The 20,761-nt window shown below is 56.6% G+C and carries 13 protein-coding genes; 6 read left to right on the top strand and 7 right to left on the bottom strand.

The window, feature by feature from the left end; translation table 11 throughout:
• The first annotated feature begins 9 nt into the window (after positions 1-9).
• The 5 genes from metH (at position 10) to WG208_RS11240 (ending at position 9,447) form a co-directional block, all read left to right on the top strand.
• The gene (gene metH / locus WG208_RS11260; RefSeq protein WP_337171455.1) at positions 10-3,738 is read left to right on the top strand and encodes a methionine synthase; all 3,729 of its coding nucleotides are present in this window, start codon (positions 10-12) and stop codon (positions 3,736-3,738) included.
• 168 nt (positions 3,739-3,906) lie between these two features.
• Positions 3,907-4,854: an exosortase/archaeosortase family protein gene (locus tag WG208_RS11255; RefSeq protein ID WP_337171454.1), complete on the top strand. Its 948-nt coding sequence runs from the start codon at positions 3,907-3,909 to the stop codon at positions 4,852-4,854.
• Positions 4,855-4,865: 11 nt separating this feature from the next.
• Positions 4,866-5,510: an exosortase C-terminal domain/associated protein EpsI gene (locus WG208_RS11250; protein ID WP_337171453.1), complete on the top strand. Its 645-nt coding sequence runs from the start codon at positions 4,866-4,868 to the stop codon at positions 5,508-5,510.
• 3 nt (positions 5,511-5,513) lie between these two features.
• Entirely contained in the window at positions 5,514-6,560 is a 1,047-nt protein-coding gene (locus WG208_RS11245; RefSeq protein ID WP_337171452.1) for an NAD(P)-dependent oxidoreductase, read from the top strand.
• Positions 6,561-7,911: 1,351 nt separating this feature from the next.
• Complete coding sequence (locus WG208_RS11240) at positions 7,912-9,447, top strand: oligosaccharide flippase family protein (protein WP_337171451.1); 1,536 nt, start codon at positions 7,912-7,914, stop codon at positions 9,445-9,447.
• A 102-nt stretch (positions 9,448-9,549) separates the two neighbouring features.
• On the opposite strand, the gene WG208_RS11235 is transcribed toward WG208_RS11240, so the two are convergent.
• From WG208_RS11235 to WG208_RS11225, 3 genes are all read right to left on the bottom strand, one after another.
• On the bottom strand, positions 9,550-10,770 hold the full coding sequence (locus WG208_RS11235; RefSeq protein WP_337171450.1) for a polysaccharide pyruvyl transferase family protein: 1,221 nt from the start codon (positions 10,768-10,770) through the stop codon (positions 9,550-9,552).
• A gap of 65 nt (positions 10,771-10,835) precedes the next feature.
• Positions 10,836-11,948: a glycosyltransferase gene (locus WG208_RS11230; protein WP_337171449.1), complete on the bottom strand. Its 1,113-nt coding sequence runs from the start codon at positions 11,946-11,948 to the stop codon at positions 10,836-10,838.
• 271 nt (positions 11,949-12,219) lie between these two features.
• Positions 12,220-14,391: a hypothetical protein gene (locus WG208_RS11225; protein WP_337171448.1), complete on the bottom strand. Its 2,172-nt coding sequence runs from the start codon at positions 14,389-14,391 to the stop codon at positions 12,220-12,222.
• 531 nt (positions 14,392-14,922) lie between these two features.
• Between WG208_RS11225 and WG208_RS11220 the strand changes: the two genes are divergently transcribed.
• Positions 14,923-15,846: a glycosyltransferase family 4 protein gene (locus tag WG208_RS11220; protein ID WP_337171500.1), complete on the top strand. Its 924-nt coding sequence runs from the start codon at positions 14,923-14,925 to the stop codon at positions 15,844-15,846.
• Here WG208_RS11220 and WG208_RS11215 read toward each other — a convergent pair.
• Genes WG208_RS11215 through WG208_RS11200 form a run of 4 tightly spaced genes read right to left on the bottom strand, consistent with a single transcriptional unit; the run spans position 15,765 to position 20,677 of the window.
• On the bottom strand, positions 15,765-16,991 hold the full coding sequence (locus tag WG208_RS11215) for a glycosyltransferase (protein ID WP_337171447.1): 1,227 nt from the start codon (positions 16,989-16,991) through the stop codon (positions 15,765-15,767). The two genes, WG208_RS11220 and WG208_RS11215, sit on opposite strands and share 82 nt — an antisense overlap.
• A gap of 57 nt (positions 16,992-17,048) precedes the next feature.
• Positions 17,049-18,143, bottom strand: a complete 1,095-nt coding sequence (locus WG208_RS11210) for a glycosyltransferase (protein ID WP_337171446.1) — start codon at positions 18,141-18,143, stop codon at positions 17,049-17,051.
• A gap of 18 nt (positions 18,144-18,161) precedes the next feature.
• Positions 18,162-19,250 (bottom strand): glycosyltransferase family 4 protein, encoded by a 1,089-nt coding sequence (locus tag WG208_RS11205; RefSeq protein ID WP_337171445.1) that lies wholly within the window; start codon positions 19,248-19,250, stop codon positions 18,162-18,164.
• Between the two features lie 53 nt (positions 19,251-19,303).
• On the bottom strand, positions 19,304-20,677 hold the full coding sequence (locus WG208_RS11200; RefSeq protein ID WP_337171444.1) for a citrate synthase: 1,374 nt from the start codon (positions 20,675-20,677) through the stop codon (positions 19,304-19,306).
• Between the last annotated feature and the right edge of the window lie 84 nt (positions 20,678-20,761).

Below are 20,761 nucleotides of genomic sequence, written 5' to 3'. Positions count from 1 at the left end.
TTTGAATGTATGTTAGCATCCGTCGTAACCCCACGGCCGTCGGTTGTCTCCGCGGCCTCGGCCCGCGCGGCCCGTATTGCAATGCTGCAGGAGGCGCTTGGCCGGCGCGTACTGATCATCGACGGCGCCATGGGCACCATGCTCCAGCGCCACCGTCTCACCGAGGCCGACTACCGAGGCACGGGACGGTTCGCCGACTGGTCGCACGACCTCAAGGGCAACAACGATCTGCTCGTCCTGACGCAACCGGAGATCGTGGCCGACGTGCACCGCCAGTACCTCGCGGCCGGTGCGGATATCCTCGAAACCAACACCTTCAATGCCAACGCCATCTCCATGGCCGACTACGGCATGGAGGCGCTGGCCTATGAACTCAACGTGGCCGGGGCGGCCCTGGCCCGCCGGGTGGCTGACGAGTTCGAGATGCAGGACCCCGGCCGGCCCCGCTGGGTGGCAGGGGTGCTCGGCCCCACCAACCGCACGGCCAGCATCTCCCCCGAAGTGGAGAATCCGGGCGCCCGCAATGTGACCTACGACCAGTTGGTCAATGCCTATCTCGAAGCCACCCGCGGGCTGATCGACGGCGGGGCCGACCTGCTGCTGGTCGAGACCATCTTCGATTCGCTGAATGCCAGGGCCGCTCTCTTCGCCATCGAACGGTATTTCGAGGAGACGGGCACCCGCTACCCGGTGATGATCTCGGGCACCATCACCGACGCCAGCGGCCGGACTCTGTCCGGGCAGACGGCGGAGGCGTTCTGGTACTCCATGTCCAATGTCCGGCCGCTGTCCATCGGTCTCAATTGTGCCCTGGGTGCCGATCAACTCCGGCAGTACGTGCAGGAGCTCGCGCGCATCGCCGATTGTCATGTGAGCGCACACCCCAATGCCGGCCTGCCCAACGCCTTCGGCGGCTACGATGAGACGCCGGAGCACATGGCCGAGCAGATCGGTGAATGGGCGCGCAGCGGTCTCGTGAACATCGTGGGGGGATGCTGCGGCACCACACCCGAACACATCGCGGCCATCGCGCAGGCCGTGCAGGGGGTGGCGCCACGGGCCATTCCCGCACTGGAGCCGCGCCTGCACCTGAGCGGCCTCGAACCCTTCACGGTGGGGCCCACCACGAATTTCGTGAATGTGGGTGAGCGCACCAACGTCACCGGTTCGGCGCGCTTCGCGAAGCTCATTCTCGAGGGCAGCTACGCGGACGCCCTGGTCGTGGCACGGCAGCAGGTATTGAGCGGCGCGCAGGTCATCGACGTGAACATGGACGAAGGGCTGCTCGACGCCGAACGCGCCATGACCACGTTCCTGAATCTCGTGGCCAGCGAGCCGGACATCGCGCGGGTGCCGGTGATGGTGGACTCCAGCAAGTGGAGCGTCATCGAAGCCGGCCTCAAGTGCCTGCAGGGCAAGGGCATCGTCAATTCCATCTCGCTCAAGGAAGGCGAAGCGGAATTCCTGCGTCAGGCGCGGCTGGTGCGTCGTTACGGCGCGGCCGTGATCGTGATGGCGTTCGACGAAGACGGACAGGCGGACACCGTGGCCCAGCGCGTGAGCATCTGCACGCGGGCGTACCGGCTGCTCACGGAACAGGTGGGCTTCCCGCCCGAAGACATCATCTTCGATCCCAATATCTTCGCCATCGGCACGGGCATCGAGGAACATGCCAATTACGCGGTGGACTATTTCGCGGCCACACGCGAGATCAAGCGTACGCTGCCACATGTGAAAATCAGCGGCGGCGTGAGCAACGTGAGCTTCTCATTCCGCGGCAACAATCCGCTGCGTGAAGCCATCCACGCGGTGTTCCTGTACCATGGCATCCGTGCCGGCATGGACATGGGCATCGTGAACGCCGGACAACTCGTACCCTACGAGGATATCCCCACCGATCTGCGCGAGCGGGTGGAAGACCTCGTGCTCAACCGGCGCTCCGATGCCACCGAGCGGCTGATGGAAGTGGCCGAACAGGTGAAGGGACGCGCCGCGAAGGCGGTGACCGATGACGCCTGGCGGTCATTGCCGGTGGACGAACGTCTGTCACATGCCCTCGTCCATGGCATCGACGCGCATGTGGTGGCAGACACCGAGGAGGCTCGCCACCTGGTGGCGCAGCCCATCGAGGTGATCGAGGGTCCGCTCATGCGCGGCATGAACATCGTGGGAGACCTCTTCGGCGCCGGCAAGCTGTTCCTGCCGCAGGTGGTGAAGAGCGCGCGCGTGATGAAGAAGGCCGTGGCGCACCTCATCCCATTCATCGAAGCACAGAAGACCGCCAACACCAAGTCGGCGGGGCGTGTGCTCATGGCCACGGTGAAAGGCGATGTGCACGACATCGGCAAGAACATCGTGGGTGTGGTGCTCCAGTGTAACGGCTACGAAGTCGTTGACCTCGGCGTGATGCAGAGCTGCGCCACCATTCTGGACAAGGCGCGGGAGATCGAAGCCGACGTGGTTGGCCTGTCGGGACTCATTACACCCAGTCTGGAAGAGATGGCCTTCGTGGCCAGCGAGATGGAGCGGCAGGGCTTCACCATCCCGTTGCTCATTGGCGGTGCCACGACCAGCAAGGCACACACGGCCCTCAAGATCGAACCGGCCTACAGCGGCCCGGTGGTGCACGTGCTCGATGCTTCGCGTGCAGTGGGCGTCACCAGCAGCCTGCTGAGCCCCGAACGGCGCCATGCCTATGTGCAGGCGCTCCGGCAGGAGTATGCCGGGATCCGCGAGGCGCGGGCGGCGCGTGGCGGGGCGGACCGTCTCATTCCCATCGAAACGGCGCGGACCAATCGGGTGGCCATCGACCTGTCGATACCTGTGCCGGTGCCGACGTTCACGGGGGTGCGCAGCATCGTGCCGTATCCGCTGGAAGACCTGGTTCCCTTCATCGACTGGACCCCGTTCTTCCAGACCTGGGAGCTGGCCGGCCATTACCCGGCCATTCTCGACGACGAGGTGGTTGGAGAGACGGCCAGGTCACTGTATGCCGACGCCCGCGCACTGCTGGACCGGATCGTGGCCGAGCGGCGTCTCGAGGCGCGGGCGGTGTTCGGATTCTGGCCGGCGCAGGCGGTGGGGGATGATATCCGACTGTACACTGATGAGTCCGCCTCGTCTGTGGCAGCCACGCTGCATATGCTGCGGCAGCAGCTCGACAAGAAAGGTGACGGCCGTCCCAATTATTGCCTCGCCGATTTTGTCGCGCCCAGTGACAGTGGCGTACTCGACTATATGGGCGCTTTTGCGGTGACGGCCGGTCATGGGCTCGAGTCGCTGGTAGCAGAATTTCACGCCGTCCATGACGACTACAGCGCCATCATGGCCAAGGCGCTGGCTGATCGGCTGGCGGAGGCGCTGGCGGAGCGGCTGCACCAGCGGGTGCGCACGGAGTTCTGGGGGTACGCCAACGGGGAGGTGCTGGACAACGAAGGGCTGATCCGGGAGCAGTATCAGGGCATCCGGCCGGCGCCCGGGTACCCCGCCTGCCCCGACCACCGCGAGAAGGGCACTCTCTTTGCACTGACCGGCGCGGAAGAGCACGCCGGGATGGTCCTGACCGAGGGGTATTCCATGATTCCCGGCGCCAGCGTGAGTGGCTGGTACTTCTGGCGGCCGGAAGGCACGTACTTCGGCGTGGGCAAGGTGCTGCCGGATCAGCTGGCGGACTACGAGGCGCGCGCGGGGCGGACGGAACCGGATCCGCGGTTCACCAGCATTCTGCTGGCGACCTGACCCGCAGGGAGCAGTGGAGTAGCTTGAGGGTTCAAGGATGGGCCGCTGCCCGCGTCCTGGTCTCCGGGGATTCCAGGCTGTGACAGCGAGGGCCGGCCGGGCGTCTTGCCTGTGCCTTCCCTCATTCGCGCAACTGATGGACAACTGGTGGACTACGGTGAGTACCTGGTGACGATTCCCGCAACTTCGCCACAGCAGACGAGCAGTTCGGCGTTGGACGAGCTCGGTCGCGACCTCCGTCGCGGCCTCGAGTCCGTCCGGGCGCTGGCCCCTGCGGAGCTGGCAGCCCATGTGCTGACCGCCGTGATGTTCGTCCTGCTCTTTGCCAAGCCGATGCGGCTGCTGGCCGACGCCTGGTGGAACGACCCCAATTCAGGGCACGGACTGCTGCTGGCGCCTTTGTCCCTCTGGTTCGCGTACAAGAGTGGCGTCGTGGAAGGTGCCAGGCCACAACGCGCCCTTGGCCTGGCCATCATCATCGCCGCGGTATTGTTCCGCTATGCGTCTGACCTCGCCGCCGAGCTGTTCGTGATGCGGGGCAGCATGGTGATGGCGCTGGGCGGCCTGGTGGTGTGGCACGCCGGTTTCCGGCAACTGCTGCATTGGTGGCTGCCCTTCACCTTGGTGTCGCTGAGTATTCCGATTCCGGAAGTCATTCTGAACACGGTGGCGCTGCCGCTGCAGTTCACGGCCAGCAAGATCGGGGCGGCGCTGCTGGAGTGGCGCAAGATCCCGGTGCTGATGAACGGCAACGTGATCCGTATTCCCGGTCAGGAGCTGTTCGTAGCCGAAGCGTGCAGCGGACTGCGTTCGCTCACCGCGCTGCTGAGTCTTGGCGTGCTGCTGGGGGCGATGTTCCTGCAGAAGTGGCCGACGCGGTTGCTGCTGGTGCTCATCGCGATCCCCATCGCGATCGTGATCAACGGCGTGCGTGTGTTTCTGACCGGATTCCTGGTGCTGTTCGTGAGCCCCGAGATGGGTGAGGGCTTCATGCACACCAGCGAAGGGATGTTGATGTTCGGTGCGGCGTTTTTCTTCACGGCGATCGTGGCGTGGGTGCTGAGCAAGGGTGAAGGCCTGGTGCTGCGCTCCACGGCAAAGGCGGGAGTAGCGTGATGCGATATGGGATGTTCGCCCCGATGGCGGTGCTGGGGCTCGGCGTGCTGCTGATCTCGGGGATGCGGGAGCAACATGCGGTGGAGCCGCGGGCGCCGATGAACAGCATCACGAAGATGATGGCCGGCTATGAAGGACGCGACATGATCGTGCCGGAGGAAGAGCGGAAGGTGGCCGGCATGACGGACTACATGATGCGCGTGTACGGGCCGGACTCGTTGCCGGCGTTCACGACGTATGTGGGGTACTACGACAAGCAGGTACAAGGGAAGTCCATTCACTCGCCGAAGAACTGTTTGCCGGGGGCAGGGTGGGAGATCATGACGAGCGAACGAGTGGTGTTGTCTCCAGAGTATCCGGACCAACTCGTGAATCGCGTTGTGTTAGCCAATAGAAGCGCCCGTGCACTGGTCTACTACTGGTATCAGGGGCGTGGGCGAATCAGCGCTAGCGAATATTCGGTGAAGTGGGAGTTGATGAGAGATGCTGCCTTGAGGGGTCGAACAGAAGAAGCGCTGGTCAGGATTGTGTTACCACTGCCCGATCGGTCTGATGCGGGCACAAATCGCACGACTGAACAGGACCAGCTAGCCAAAGAGATCGCGCGTAGTTTGCGAGGCGAAGTCTGGCGTGCCATGCCTGAGTGGGTGAGTTGATCGATGTATGAGCGCGGTCTCGAGCCTCTACTCGTCACTGGAGGATCTGGCTTTATTGGCACGCATGTATGCCGTCAGTTGGAGTCACAGGGACGCCCGTATGTCATACTAGATCTACACCATCCCGATAGCGATCTTAGTCCCTCTCGGGTTGTCATTGGCGATGTACGCAATCGTGCGGCGGTTGTTGCCGCAATGCAAGGGTGTTCAGAGGTGCTGCATCTAGCTGCGGCGCATCACGATTCCGGAATCGACAAAGAGACGTACTTCGCGGTGAATAAACTGGGTACGGAGAATGTTGTTGAAGTCATGATGGAGTCGGGGGTGAAAAGGATATGTTTCTATTCCTCTGCCGCCGTTTACACACCCGCAAAAATACCAGCTACTGAAGATTCTCTCCTTCGCCCCACAAACTCCTACGGAGCAAGCAAGTTGGCGGCAGAGGCAGTTCTTCGTTCCTACGCTGATGCGAAAGGTCTTTCTGCGCTTATCATCCGTCCGAGCGTGACGTTCGGTGAGGGGAACTACGCCAATATGTTCTCGCTCATTCGCCAGGTGCATCGCCGCCGCTATATGCATGTGGGACGCTCGGAGAACAGAAAGAGTCTCTCATATGTAGCAAATCTGGTAGATTTCACTTTCTGGGCCTGGGCTCGGCATGTGGATGGCGTCGATGTCTTCAATTGGGTGGAAGCACCTGATCTGACGAGTCGGGAGATTGTGGAGGTCGTGGCGTCAGAGTTGGGATCTCCAGTCTCTCGCGTTGCCATTCCCTTGAGTCTGGCCCTCGCCGCGGCATTTCCTATCGAATTGTTGGCTTCGATAGCAGGAGTCGATACCCCAGTCAACCGGATGCGAATTCGTAAGTTGGTTGTCGACCAGACACAATTCTCCGCGGAGAAAGCGCGCAACGCGGGTTTTAAACCCCGTGTTAGCCTTGAATCTGGCCTCCGCAATATGGTCAAGTGGTATCTGAGTCTGCCACAAGCGACTCCTCCGATTCGCAGACTTCCTCCGCAAGTTTCCAGCCTTTCGGTTGATATTTTGTAATGCAATCAACAAGAACCTTGCCCGTTGTCGCTAAAGGCTCGACCAGGCTACGTCCGCTTTCTCCATCGACGCTTGCCCTCTACTGGAATGGCTCTATCGCTGTAGCGATACTTGCCATTGCCCTCACTGCGGTGAGAGTGGGAGAGCAGCTTGGGCCAGCACGGTATCTGAAGCCCGTATTCTCCGCGACTCTTATCGGGGTCGTGCTTCACCTCGTGAGGACACATTCTGTCGCTTGGGGACGTTTGTGGCGCTCTACTTCAATGCGATTGGTATTGCTGTACTGCCTGATCATCGTGTTTTCCTTCCCTTTCTCCATTTGGAGAGGACAAACCTGGGCTACGCTTCAAGTACTCCCATGGGGACTAGGGCTCGTCATCATTATCGGTCTGACAAAACCAACAATCCAAAGCCTTGACATCGTATCCCGATGGACGGGTTGGCTTACGGCCGTGGCAGCAACACTGCTTCTTGTTAAGGGCGAGGTAGTGGAAGGAAGCCGGCTGACCAGCTCCGGGAGCTACGATCCCAATGATCTGGCGGCGTTATTCGCGCTGACATTGCCATTCGCTATTGGCTCAACGCTCCGGGGAAAATTCCTGTACCGCTGCTGCTCGCTCATAGCCGCCGTAGTCCTTCTCATTGCCCTGATGAAAACAGGCTCAAGGGGGGGATTGGTTGGTTTTGTCGTTGGGATTGCCGTGATGATATTCAGCTTCCGCCCTCGCGTAGTTGTAGGCGCAATTGTAGCTCTTATGATCATTGTTCCTTTATCCATTCCGCTTTTGCCGAGCACTATGCGCGCTCGTGCCGCAACACTGGTTTCACTCGAAGACGACTACAACACCACCAGCAGCTCCGGCCGAATCTATCTCTGGAAACGGGGTTTGGTTTTTGCCATGGAGAACCCCGTTCTTGGCCTAGGAGCAGGTTCGTTCGAAGCCCAAATCGGCAACGACTTTCGCGCGCAGCAAACGACCGGAGCCTGGCACACCGCTCACAATACCTATGTCCAGGTAGCCGCAGAACTCGGATTCGCAGGAATAGGATGTCTGCTATTCCTTATGTGGAAACACATTAGACGTTCGGCGCGACTGGCTTCATGGAAGGCTGAGTATCATAGGCCAGAGTATCTGGCTAGCCTTGTTGCGTACCTCACATGCATAGTTTTTCTGTCTCATGCATATAGCTACATCCTCTTTGCGGTGCTTGGGCTGGGAGTGCTCCTGGAGTCGGTAGCATACACTCAAACAAATGCTACTCATCAGACTTCAGCACACAACAGCCCTCGTAGGATGAGCCGCAGGCTGCGCCAGGTGTCATTCGATCGACGCGTGCGTAGTTAGCATAGATGACAGTTGTGAAGAAAGAAGAGAAGATCGACGCATTGCTCGATCGCCGGACCATAGTGATCGGCACACGTTGGGTCGCATTGTCGCGTTGGTTACCGCTCTTGATAACGTGGCCGATTACAATCGCACTTGCGCGAATCCTGAGCCCCGAAGACTACGGGTATCTCGCTTTGGTGACGGTTTTTACCCGATTTGGCCGGATTGTCGCGGAGGGTGGGCTTTCCAATACCGTCGTCCTTGGCCCCGAGTTGGAAAGGGGAGAATACGAGACTCTGCACAGTCTCGCGCTCACTACGTTTCTCGCAGTTGGCACAGTGTTGTGCCTGGCAGCATGGCCTCTTGAATTAGTCTATCGTCGCGAGGGCATGGGAGTCGTCATTCTAGCACTTTCCTTTGGGTTTGTTCTTGAAGGGCTCTCTCTCGTGCCAACCGCCTTGATGCGGAGACAGTTGCGATTCAAAGAAACGGCTATCGCGGAAATAACCCGAGTCGTTGTTGAGGCGGCGGTGAGTCTTACCCTCGCATTGTGGGGATGGAGGTACTGGTCATTGGTCGTGGGCTATCTCTGCGGAGCCTCGGCTGGAACTATCACCATTGGTGTACGCGCGCGTCTAAGTCTCGGTAGACTTCGAAAGTCCGTGATTGGGAAAATACGCGCGAGCGCAAACAAGCTCTTGGCCGCCTCCACCACGAATTTCTTGGCACAAAGCTCGGATGCTTCGGTGGGAGGTTTGGTTGTATCGGTGGCTCAGCTCGGTGGTTACACGTATATGGCGGGGCTTGCAAGATCTCCCATCGAAAAGCTATCAGGTATCATTACCTACGCATCGGCCTCGGTATTCGGTAGCGTTCGCTCTTCATCGGATCATGTCGTCAACGCTCTATTGAGGATCACCAGTGTTTCAGCTCTCGCAATGTTTCCTATTCTTGGGGGCATTGCAGTGGTAGCGGGTGATCTCGTACCCGTTGCATTGGGGCCCAAGTGGGACGAGTATATTTTGGTCTTGCAGATCTTGTGCATACAGTCCGCAATTCTACCGCTAACCTCAGCGCTTGATAATGCAATGATCGCCACAAATGGCGAGCGTACGTATGCGCTCAATGGCGTTCTCCTGCTATTGTTGCTGCCACTGGCCTTCCTCGTCCTCGGCCATTTCTACGGTGCCAATGGATTGGCGCTCGCCTGGCTTGTACCACAGCCAATCTTGATTGCGCGTCGACTACAGAGACTTAGGCACTCAATTGCATTGCCTGTACGTTCATGGCTAGGGGCACTTTCAGGACCCCTTGTTGCCACCATCATTATGCTGGCGGTCGTTTCCATAGCTCGAAATTATGGACCGATTGCCCAGGCAAATTCTTTTGCTCGATTGCTATTGAGTGCAGGTCTTGGCGCCGCCCTCTACCTTCTGCTGGTTCTATGGCTATGTAAAGATCAGCTTGACTGGTTGGCGAGGATCCCGGGAACCGGCGCAATAGGCAAGCTCTGTGAATTCGGTCTACAACTGCGAGCCCGCTTCGTTGCAAAAATGTAAGGTGGACTAGCATTGAACGACGTCATCGCAATGACGTGGAGAAATGTCTCCTTCACGAACACCTTTATTGGAGTTGCGGGCGATATCGCTAACCTGGAACAGCTAGCGATTGTCAACCAACCGGAGATAAGTCGCCTGCGCTGAACGCATCATGAATGCCTGAGGGTCTATCCTGGAGGGACGATCTGATGAGATCGTCTTCAAAAGAAGGCGAGCGGATTCGTCAAAGACATTCGCTGCTGTTCTTTCCAAAGCAGGAACATTTTTACGCAACAGCCCCAAAAAATGAGTCCGGAGAGCTTCCGTTTGTAGGTCGCTGATGAGTTGAGGAAGAGACTCTATGCATTCCTCCGGTAACAAGCAAAACTTCTCTACTTCGAGTAGGCGAGTGATATGACGTACTTTGGGGGCGTAATCAAGTGCAATAAACGGAACCCCAATTTTTGATGCGAGAATGAGCGCGTGGAGCCGCATGCTCACGAGAAGGCTTGAGGTGCTGAGAATGTGCGTCGCTGCGTCTACGTCTCGTCCTATGACCGTTATCAGTGTTCGCTCAGGGAGAAGTCTACTCGCCACGAATTCTGCGATTGCCTCGTCTGATCGAAATTGTTCATCTATGTTGGGCGATCCAACATGCTCAGATGCATCGTTGGATAGAAAAGGAATGAGATGGATGGTATAGCCATTCTCTTGAGCACCTCGCAAAGTAAGCGCCACCTCGAGCAATCGCCTCGCATCCCAAGTCCTTTCGGCTCGCTCGCTGCCCCGCAAGCACACGGCGATGGTGTTGCTGTGATTCAGTGCAGGCTTCGGAGCCGAATAGGCATAGACCAAATCCCGCCCATCGACAATGTCGTGGCGGTGGAGCATGCCACGGAGTGTACGTGTGCATTGGGGGTCGCGGGAGGCGATCAGTTTTGCATGATCCAGAGCCTGCTTGAGGAAATATCGATCCGCTCTCCCTCCCCAGGCTTCTCCGCCGACTCCCAACCAATGAACCGGCTTGCCCGCGGCAGCAGCAGACAGTGTGGCGAAGATGTATTCATGAAAAGGCCCGACAAGTTCACCGCCACCAACAATCAACGCGCGTGTAGGCGCGAGCGCCTCAGCAAGCCTCTTTCGTGATTCTCGAGACCTGGCTGGTGCGATTTCTCTGCCTGCGCTCCCGTCGGATGATTGAAAGAGTTCCACGAAAGACAGTTCGAACTCCGGCAGGCGATCCCGGAGCCCGGATTGGATGGATCTAACGAGAAGCTCATCCCCCAGATTGTCTCTGGCAGCATGAGCATGGGCTATCAAGACAGGAGAGGCTTTTGGAGGCATGATGCTGAAATGTGGGCGAGATTCGGCTTGCGATGTTGGATAGGTAGGCTATTAGAAATGCTTCGCTACGCGGGTCTATTGGAGATGATTAAGCTCTCGTATACCCCACGAACTGCAAGAGCAAGCCTCCTCTCGTCAAAGCGGATTCTGGATGAAGTAAGCGCGGAGATTGCCATCTGATGTCGCTTCTCTGTGTTGAGCACGAGATCGCGAATGCACTCAGCCAAAGCAAGAGCATCGCCCGGCCTGAACGACACGCCAGCTCCATCGACCAATAGCTCAAGCGCACCAGCTTCTCCGGACGCAATGACTGGAACACCTGCCAGTTGTGCTTCGACAATTACCCTGCCAAGAGGCTCAGGAGCTAAAGACGCGTGAACAGAAATGTCCAGTGTCTCCAAGAATCCATACACGTCTTCCACTAATCCCACCAATTCAAACTGTTCGCAGAGATCAGCCGCTTCAATTGCCGCACGTAGATCGGCCGCATACTGTTCAGCGCCAGCCACCGGAGCTCCTGCAATTTTGTAACGCAATTTCAAATGATGATGGGTGCGCAGGTAGGCTGCTGCCTCCACTAGCAGAAGTTGCCCCTTCCATGGCGTAAGCATCCCGTGCATTCCAATCGTTATGACTCCGTTCTTAGGCGTTTGGCGATTTACCATACTTGGGTGTTTTACGACATCGTATATTGCCCGAACATTGAGATCCGAATCAATCGAGGAATGTAGATGTCTCTCGACGGCTTCAGAAATTGCGAGAACGGGGAATCGGCCGAGTAAGCGACGCGCAAGCGAAAGGCGCCTTCTTGGCTTCTCCCAGCCTCGTTGGTGAACTACGAATGGAATGTTAAGCAACCTCGCTGCTATCATGCTTGCGAGATTGTAAGAAATTCCATTGTTGAGATGCAGGATGTCTGCTCTGCTGGATTTCGCAATTCGCACGATTGCATAGATCCAGTATGCATCCTCCATCACTTCACGTATATAGGACGGAAAACGAGATACCCAACGAGGAATACGAGCCATTTCGTAGCGCACTTTGGTTCCATCAAGCACACTGTCGGGAAACGGAATTCTCGTCAGTATAGTCGCCTCCACGTTTTCTTGCGCATCAATCAGCTCGATAAGGCTCTTGCCAGACCCGCCCCATGCGATCGCATACTCCAGATAGAGCACACGGATCTTATCTCGGCCCACAGGCGTTCCGATCACTGACTGAGTCTCGATAACTGGGTATTGTTTCACTGTCTGAAATGACGGTGAATGGGCAGCGTTTGCTCTCAGTGCCTATGTCGGCGTCTGTAGAACTATGGGATTCCGATATGTGTATATCGAAAGAGCGGCAGAACTAAGAAACCCACAAGATGCGATGTGAGGATCTTGCGGGCTCTCGTCGAAGAGGCGTCTCGGCTCGCCAGGGTCCCTGAAAATGAACCGAATACCGTCGTCATTGCGATCGGTATGCGAAGTACCTCCAACTGGTACTGTATTGCTGGTTGAACTGCTTTGAGCCGTAGAGAAAAGACTTCTCAACAGAGCCCTTGAAAATGGCGTCTGCTCTGGTCGCTGCGGTATTTGAACGAGTCTTAGTGTACACCCAGGCGTAGCCGTTTACAATGAGACTGTTGAGTTCAGGCACCGGCGCTGTATCTCCAACCCCTGTACAGGCGGCTGGTAGATACTTGAAGCCTTGAGCGGTCGGCACCCACTGTGACCATAGCCAATTTGTATTCTTTTCGACTGCTGTTAGAATTCGAGAATCCTCACGGAACAACTGATAGATCTGAATCAACGCTTCATTGAGCATTCCATCCATGTAGTTCAGGGATTGGTTGCAGTAGGCTGTGAATCGATACGAGCCATCTGATTCTTGAGCACTCAGCACGGCGGTGTATGCACTTTCGAGCTCAGCAGCCAACGTTGCCGGACTGTCGCTCAATCTCCAGGCCCACAGATGAGCCATGAGTACGCGCGCGCGAATTCGATTTTCGATATCTGCAGACGTTTTGGTACCCAAGCCAACCCGCACTCTAAAGTACCAAAGTGTTGTTGTAACACGGGTGATTGCGTATCGCGATTGTTCATCTCCAGTTAGAAGGTAGTGCAGGCCAAGCCCATCCATCTGCGACCAATGAGGAGATGTGCCGTAGTTGCTTTGCTCGAGGTATCCCTTTCGATAGTTCAATAGGTGCTGAGTACCTCTTGACCAATAGATGGGGTTACCGGATCGCACCCACATAGCGTAGTACGCTTGCGCACGATCATAATAATTCTCCATCCACCCATCGCCATAATTGGTGAGAAGGAGGTCTGCGAACTTCGCGAAGTCTTCATCGTACCGCTTCCCGAGCGCACCAAAGCGAATGAACGTTTCCGCCATGGTGAGAGTCGGACCGACCAGGTCTGTAGAAACCAAGTACGCTGGATCTGTGGGAAGGATGACCGCATCTGGATTCCCCCTGTCTCCTTCCTGCTTTGGTATATCGACTCCAGATCGACCGGTTTGTCCGACTACAATTTGCGCTGCAATTCCGCCCGTCGTGGGCGGGTCGAACGGAAACTGAACGAGCACGCTACGCAGACTGCCGTCCTGATGGCGTCCCGAGAGCTCCTCGACAAAGATCCTTTGTTCTACTCCACCCACGAGTACTCGGACTTTGCGACTTTCGCCGGCTCGGAGCAGACCTTGGGGCAATGGTATCGCATTGGAGACAAGCACCGTGCCGACTCCAGGGTTTCGACGACTCACTGAAGCATTGATTGACAAACTCGTGGGTTGGGCAGGCCTTGATTCAACCGTTACTAGCAGAGTATCCGGACGCGCGCCAAATGCGGACGCCACAATCTCCGTCTGACCAACGCTCTTGGCTTCAACTGTTCCGTCTTGACGCACTGCAGCAATCAAGGGATTATGGGAAACATATGTAACGGTCTCACCATTGGCGCCGCTTACGGGAAAAGAGGCCATATCACCGGCGAACAAAGCGACTGAATGCACACCAAAAGAGAGTGCAGCACTGCCACCCACTACTACGGGAAGCCGACCTGACGCACCTGTCAGATCGACCACTTCAATCACGGCCAACCCATTGCTTCTCGCGGAAACCACGCCTGCAGGGGATACCATGGCCACAGATGTGTTGTTACTACGAGCTTGCGGGCGATATCTGTTTTCCGTTGGCTGAATGAGCTGGGAGGCACCGATTTGGCCGAGTCGCAGTGTATCGACGCTGAAACGTAGTTCGCGGGGGCCGCTACCAATCCGTACAACAAAGGTATCGATAGCGACATCGGGTCGTATATGAAGAATGAGAGTTGCCCCATCGCCGGTTCCCTGAACTACGCCCTGAGCCGTAACTGACGCAACGTTAAGATCTACGCTCCGGAACGAAGCACTCATCCCGACCTTTCGCGTGTCGCGAAAGGTTTTCGGAGCGTCTGGCAATTGGATTGTTTCACCAATCTGAAGCGCGATAGGCGCGCCTGAGAACACCGCACTGGTCTCAACGGACGAGCTGGCTGGCGCGCGGTTCGGCGAGATGAATGCTGATGGTGCATCGCACGCTGCGAGCGACGCAAAAAATATGAGGGCGTTCACACGATGAACGATACAGCGCAACACTAATTCCTCCAGCGATCTCGGCAGCCCGCTTCGGCGCTCCATCGTCGATAGCGCACTAGCTTCTGAGCTCTGTGATCCCGGCATCGCCGAGCTTGCTGCTCGTGCGATTGGGGCCTAGGAACATGGACGGCTCTCGCTCACAAAGACGCCGCGCGTGCAGCTTTCGCAACCGATTGCGCGAGTCTTGTTGGGGCATGCATACTGGTAGGCCCGGCGCTGGTAAACCACTTAAAAACAAAGGTTTGTGTGAGCCGAACTGGTGAGAAGCATGGGGTGCTGAGGATACTATATCTTTATCCCGACACGCTCGGACCGTCGCAAGATCGTAGTCGAAACGCCTTGCACTTCCTAGGGCAGAGGCTGCGAGGCGATGTCGTAGCTGTCACAATTCCCAGGAAGCCGAATTCTTCCGTAACGGAAAAAACGGACGGACTGATCGGTCAATTTGACTTTTTTTCGGCCCGTTCTTCCAAGCTCCCTCGTCGTCTCCGCAAGTTAGGAGAGATTGCGAATTTTTTCCGTGTGGCGATGCAAAGACGCTCTTTGGGAGGACCATATGATGTTATTGTGGCACACGGCCCCTACAGGATCGGACTGATTGCCTTTTCTCTTTCCATTTTTTGGAAAAGTCCACTCATGGTAGAATTCCCTGGCCACCCCCTTCGAGGACTTGCTCTAGACAAGAGCAAACTCGGCCGTCTCAAGCGCACTATCGCGCCAATGATTTTGAGAATGATTGTGCGAAGAAGCAATGCCATTCGCCTTCTGTATCCTAGCCAACTCGATGACGTCATAGGAGTTCATCGTTCAGAAGTTTCCTCTCGTTTTCACGTATTCCACGAATTCGTACCTCTTTCCTCTATTGAAAGAGGTGAGCATCGGAGTCAGACCATTCTTTTTGTTGGTTTCCCCTGGATGCTCAAAGGGGTAGATGTACTGATACGTGCTTTCCTACGACTGGCGGAAGACTACCCCCAAGCGACCCTGCAAATCATAGGTTACTGTGCCGATCTTAAACCTTGGCAGGAACTCGCAGAATATCATCCAAGAGTTCAGTTCAGTGGACCACTCCCAAATGAAATGGTTGTCCAGTTAATGGCGAATGCGGCGATGTTCGTCCTTCCTTCTCGAACGGAAGCGATGGGCCGCGTGCTTTTGGAAGCAATGGCGGCTGGAACGCCGGTCATCGCGTCTCGGGTGGATGGAGTTCCGCACTACGTGCGAGACGGGGTCGATGGTTTGCTCTTCACCAGCGAGGATAGTGGCGAACTTGAAATAGCCATTCGTGCCGTGTTGGACGACCCAGAGCAGGCCCAGTTCCGTGCAGATGCCGCTCGGCAACGGGTAATGACTTGCTATAATGAGTATAGCTATGCCGAAAATTTTGAACGCGCCGTTCGTTCGGCACTTGAAGATTTCGAGAGAAAATCCACTAGTATAGACCCGATATAATCCCAAGAAAAATGCTCTATGACATGATTCCGTCCATTCCGCGCCAACTCACGTGCCAGTTCAGGCTCTCGCTCTAAGCGCTCAAGAGCATTCGCCATCGAATCACCGTCATCGGCTCGAAGAAAATGGACTTCATCTTTCAATTGTAGGCCGTCAACAGCGAGGCCTGTTGCGACGAGGGGGCAACCAAGCGCTAGCGCGTCGAGCACTTTGAGTCTCGTGCCGCCGCCTTGGCGAATAGGGCACAAGTACGCAAACGCTCGGTGGATGAACGGTCTAACGTCTGGGACAAAGCCGGCGACCTCTATCCTAGCGTCCGTACGTGCAAGCTGAAGCACTTCTGTTGGAGGCGACTTGCCAACAATAGTCATCGAGTGCTCCGGATTTGCGTTCACGAGTGTTTCCCACAACTCTTCTGCGAGCCATTTGATTGCATCTCTGTTAGGATACCAATCCATACCACCGGCGAAGACTAGAGAGTTCGGGATCTGCGAAACGGTCGCACGGGGTTCCGGAGAGAAGTATTCAACGTCTACTCCGTTCGGTACAATAAATGTTTGCACGTCACCAACTACAGATCGCAGGCGCATGCTGTCCTCCAGAGATACGACCCAATGATGCGCAGCAAGCTTGCTAATTTCGATTTCCAAAGCAGCAGTTCGAGTTGCTTGGGCATCGAATAGCGCGGTCAGCGCACCGCCCTGTCGACTAGCGCGTTGTGCCAGCAAAGCCGATTCAACGTTGTGGTGATTTACAATAAGGGTCTGACAATTGACGTGTTTGACGTATGGTGCGAGGAATGCGGTGTCCAATATTACCAAACATGGCTCAACAGCTGCAGCCGATACAATTTGTGCGTGCAGAGCTTCATGATAAAACAAACGTTCCCAATAAGTGCTCTTGCCAAGGAGACTTCTGCACATGGGCAATACCTTATCGAGGCCAGTCCTCGGCTTTATCGACGAAATACTCTTAACACCAAGTGCCGCCGAGACCGCTTCGTGGTCTTCGACTTCATCGACAACGAATAGGTGCACATCGAACGATTTTGCGACTTGACGCACGAGATGATGCGTCCGCTGCAGTGCGCCGTGTCCAGTGGATGGATATGGGAGAAAATGGCAGACCCACAGGATCTTGTTCATGTAGCAGAATGACGTGAAGGGGCAGTAAGCGAAAGCTGCCGATCGAAGGCCAAAATCTTACGAGTAAAAGCGAAGATAGTCCGCTGTCATGCGTTCGACGCTATAGTGCTCCACGACGAAATCACGCGCTGCTTTTTGAAGTTTGGCGTCCTGATAACTGGAGGCTGCCGTGAGCATGGCTGCCGCTATACTAGACCTGTCCGGACCTGATGCGAGGATACCGCGCTCATTTCTACCTAGGAGTTTAGGATTGGAGCCGACAGGCGTAGCGACCACAAGTGCGCCGCTGGCCATAGACTCCAAAATGCTAATAGAAGTGCCTTCAGCCAGGGAGGGAAGAACAAAGATGTCTATTGCTCGGTGAACGCGATCTGTATCCGCTCGTTCTCCAAGAAATCGGCAACTTTCCGCAAGTCCCCAATGTTCTGCGATCGACCGAAGTTCCAGCTCCAAAGGGCCGGCTCCTACAAGCAGAAGGACGGGACGATGTTCGAGAGGGATCTTGGATCGGATCTCGGCGAATGCCTCGATCAATACGTGGAGGTTCTTCACGCTGACGAGCCTTGCGACCACTCCAAAGACGAGCCGATCGCTGACATCGAGCGCACGACGAATTAACGATCTGTCCAAAGCATCGGGGGCGAATTTGCTTGAGTCCACCCCATTCTCGCAAATAGAAATCTTGGATCTATCAACGCCGACCCTTACTACCAAATCCTCCGCCAGCGGAGCTGATACCGTGACGATCCTATCTGTCATCCGCGCTTCCCATTTTCTCAGGGGGATGTCAAACCAAGGATCCTGATCCGGCTTTCCGTGGACAGTGTGAACTGTACGCCTGATACCTGCCATACGTGCTGCACGGCATGCTCGTCCCCATACACCACTATGAGAGTGGACGACATCAGGTCGAAGTCGAGTAAAGTGAGTGGCAAGGCCGGGAGCTGAAAAATTCGAGAGAAAGCCGGGCGCCTTTTGAAAGGAAACGCGTATGCCAACGGAAGTGAGTGTCTTGATAAGCTCGCCATCCGCATTGTCCACGCACGTCACGCCGACTTCCATGCCAGCGCGATGCAGTGCGGTGGACAGTGTAACCGCCATGTGCTCCATACCACCAACCTGAAGACTGGGTAGAACCATCTCGACTTTCATAGTGCGTTGGTTGGTGCGTTAATGGCCGGCTTGGTGGGAACGTAAGTCCATTGCCTCTTTGTACAACGCTATGAGTGCGGCCGTACGCCTCTCAAGCGAATAGCGATCGAGCAGCTCGTCCCTGGCACCCAGCCCATCGAGAGCATATTCACGTGAACTAACTTCTCGAATCACACGCTCGAGCGCTGCCGCGTCGTCGACGCGGCATAACCTGCCAGCCCGTGGATCGGATAGGACTTCAGGGATAGCACCCACCGTGGTCGCCGCGATGGGCAGTCCAAACCGCAAAGCTTCGAGAAGGACGTTGGGTAAACCCTCACTTCGTGAGGGGATCACAAGCACATCGAGTTGGCGATACAGGTCGTCTGTGTTCCTGAGATGACCGACGAATTCCACCGCAGCACCCAAGCCGAGATTGCTCGCCATCCTTTCAAGAGACTCTCTTTCGGGGCCATCACCCGCGATGAGGGCGCGATACTTGTAGCCATCTGCGTCCAGGCGCGAACAAGCCTCCAAGAACACATCGACCCCCTTCTCGGGGCTGAGTCTACCCACCACTCCTATCGTTACAGGCGATTTCGTATTGCGTTGTACCGTTCGGAGGCCTCTCTGCGGATCCGCCGGCAGGAGGACAGCGTTGTAAACTATCCTAATTTTGTTACCGAGAGATACGGCGTCATTTTTATGATGCATTGACATGACTGTGACCAAATCTGCCTTCTTCATTAACTGCTGATCCAACCAATGATAAGCGCGCACCTTCAAGTTCTCTGCTGTCGCTCCGTGAAAGAATGCAATCCACGCGGTTTTGCAGAATGCAAAGGATCGCGCGAAGAACATGCAAGCGGATGGCTTGTATCCGTGAGTTTGTACTAGATCGGGAGCATACGAGTTCAATTGCGTGCGGAAACGCTTCAGTGCCCCAGGTCCAAACGTATAACCTTCCTCCACCACTCGATAGTCAATTGAGTGGGAAGCGAGAAAGTTCTCAAACGGCGAGACGCTTCGACCTTTGCGACGAAACACTAAGACCCTGACAGAAAGTCCCAACTCTGCCAGCCTTTCGATACTCGCAACGAGCTGCCGCCCTGGTCCCGAAACTTCCACCGTATCGATGACAGCCAGGACGCGCAGTTGGCGTCCTGGCTCTTCGACTCTAGTCACTTACGGATGCTATCCTTCCGCGCCTTCGGAAACTTCTCCGACAGCCCATCCACATACGGCCGCTCTCCATGGCCGACATAGATCTGCCGCGGGCGCGCGATCTTCTGCTCTTTGTCCAGGATCATCTCCTCCCACTGCGCCAGCCAGCCCGATACACGCGCCACGGCAAAGAGCACGGTGAAGAAGTCCGTCGGGAAGGCCATCGAGCGATAGATGAGTCCCGTGTAGAAATCGACGTTCGGATACAGCTTGCGTGACACGAAGTAGTCGTCGGACAACGCAATGCGCTCGAGTTCCAGTGCGATCTCGAGGTCCTTGTCCATGCCCACCTGCGCAAACACTTCGTCGGCAAGCTTCTTCACGATGCGCGCCCGCGGATCGTAGCTCTTGTACACGCGGTGGCCGAAGCCCATGAGTCGCTCACCCTTGCCGCTCTTCACCGCCTCGATGAAGGCGGGGATGTTCTTCTTGTCGCCGATCTCGGTGATCATGCGTAGCACGGCTTCGTTGGCGCCGCCATGCAACGGGCCGAACAACGCCGCGATACCAGCGGCCACCGCCGAGAACGGGTCGACATGGGAGGAGCCAACGGCACGAACGGCGTTGGTGCTGCAGTTCTGTTCATGATCCGCATGCAGGATGAACAGCACTTCGAGCGCCTTCACGAACACCGGGTTGGCTTCGTATTTGGGCTCCGACATCCGCGCCACCATGGAGAGGAAATTCTCCGTGTAACTCAGATCGTTGTCGGGGTAGATGAAGGGCAATCCCTTCACGTGCCGATACGCAAAGGCCGCAATGGTGGGAAGCTTGGCCAGCAGGCGGATGGTGCTGATGTAGCGCTGTTGCGGGTCCTGAATGTCGCGGGCTGCCGGATAGAAACTGGAGAGCGCGGCCGTCGCGCTGCACAGCATGCTCATCGGGTGTGCATCATACCGGAACCCTTCCAGGAACTTCCGGATGTTTTCATGCACGTAGGTGTGATACGTGATGTCGCGCACCCACTCGTCATACTGATGCTGGTCGGGCAGTTCGCCATTGCGCAGCAGGTAAGCCACTTCGAGGAACGTGGCATTCTCTGCCAGTTGCTCGATGGGATAACCGCGGTAGCGCAGAATGCCCTTGTCACCGTCGATGAATGTGATGGCACTGCGGCACGAGGCGGTGTTCATGAACGCCGGATCGTAACTCAGCAGGCCGAATTCACTTGCCTCACGCTTGATGGGACGCAGATCCATCGCACGGACATACGTGTCACCCTCCGGCCCTTCGGTGCGCACGGCGGCGCTGTAGGTGGAACCGGTGCGGTTGTCGCGAAGCTCGAGAGTGTCGGGCGTCGCCGGATTGGAAGCGGAGGTTGGCTGGCTCATCGGTAAACAGGCAACTCGGGGAAATCGGCATCACTGTGAGTCCCATGTGCACACAGCGTGGTACTCAAACTTAAGTCGGTGCGC

It is taken from the genome of Gemmatimonas aurantiaca, from assembly GCF_037190085.1.
Taxonomy (GTDB): Bacteria; Gemmatimonadota; Gemmatimonadetes; order Gemmatimonadales; family Gemmatimonadaceae; genus Gemmatimonas; species Gemmatimonas aurantiaca_A.
This window is presented reverse-complemented; position numbering and strand designations above follow the sequence as displayed.

Coding starts and splice junctions, on each gene's coding strand:
- WG208_RS11215 (WP_337171447.1), bottom strand. CDS start 16,991: ATGAACAAGATCCTGTGGGTCTGCCATTTTCTCCCATATCCATCCACT.
- WG208_RS11210 (WP_337171446.1), bottom strand. CDS start 18,143: ATGAAAGTCGAGATGGTTCTACCCAGTCTTCAGGTTGGTGGTATGGAG.
- metH (WP_337171455.1), top strand. CDS start 10: ATGTTAGCATCCGTCGTAACCCCACGGCCGTCGGTTGTCTCCGCGGCC.
- WG208_RS11220 (WP_337171500.1), top strand. CDS start 14,923: ATGCAAAGACGCTCTTTGGGAGGACCATATGATGTTATTGTGGCACAC.
- WG208_RS11245 (WP_337171452.1), top strand. CDS start 5,514: ATGTATGAGCGCGGTCTCGAGCCTCTACTCGTCACTGGAGGATCTGGC.
- WG208_RS11250 (WP_337171453.1), top strand. CDS start 4,866: ATGTTCGCCCCGATGGCGGTGCTGGGGCTCGGCGTGCTGCTGATCTCG.
- WG208_RS11200 (WP_337171444.1), bottom strand. CDS start 20,677: ATGAGCCAGCCAACCTCCGCTTCCAATCCGGCGACGCCCGACACTCTC.
- WG208_RS11235 (WP_337171450.1), bottom strand. CDS start 10,770: ATGCCTCCAAAAGCCTCTCCTGTCTTGATAGCCCATGCTCATGCTGCC.
- WG208_RS11240 (WP_337171451.1), top strand. CDS start 7,912: ATGACAGTTGTGAAGAAAGAAGAGAAGATCGACGCATTGCTCGATCGC.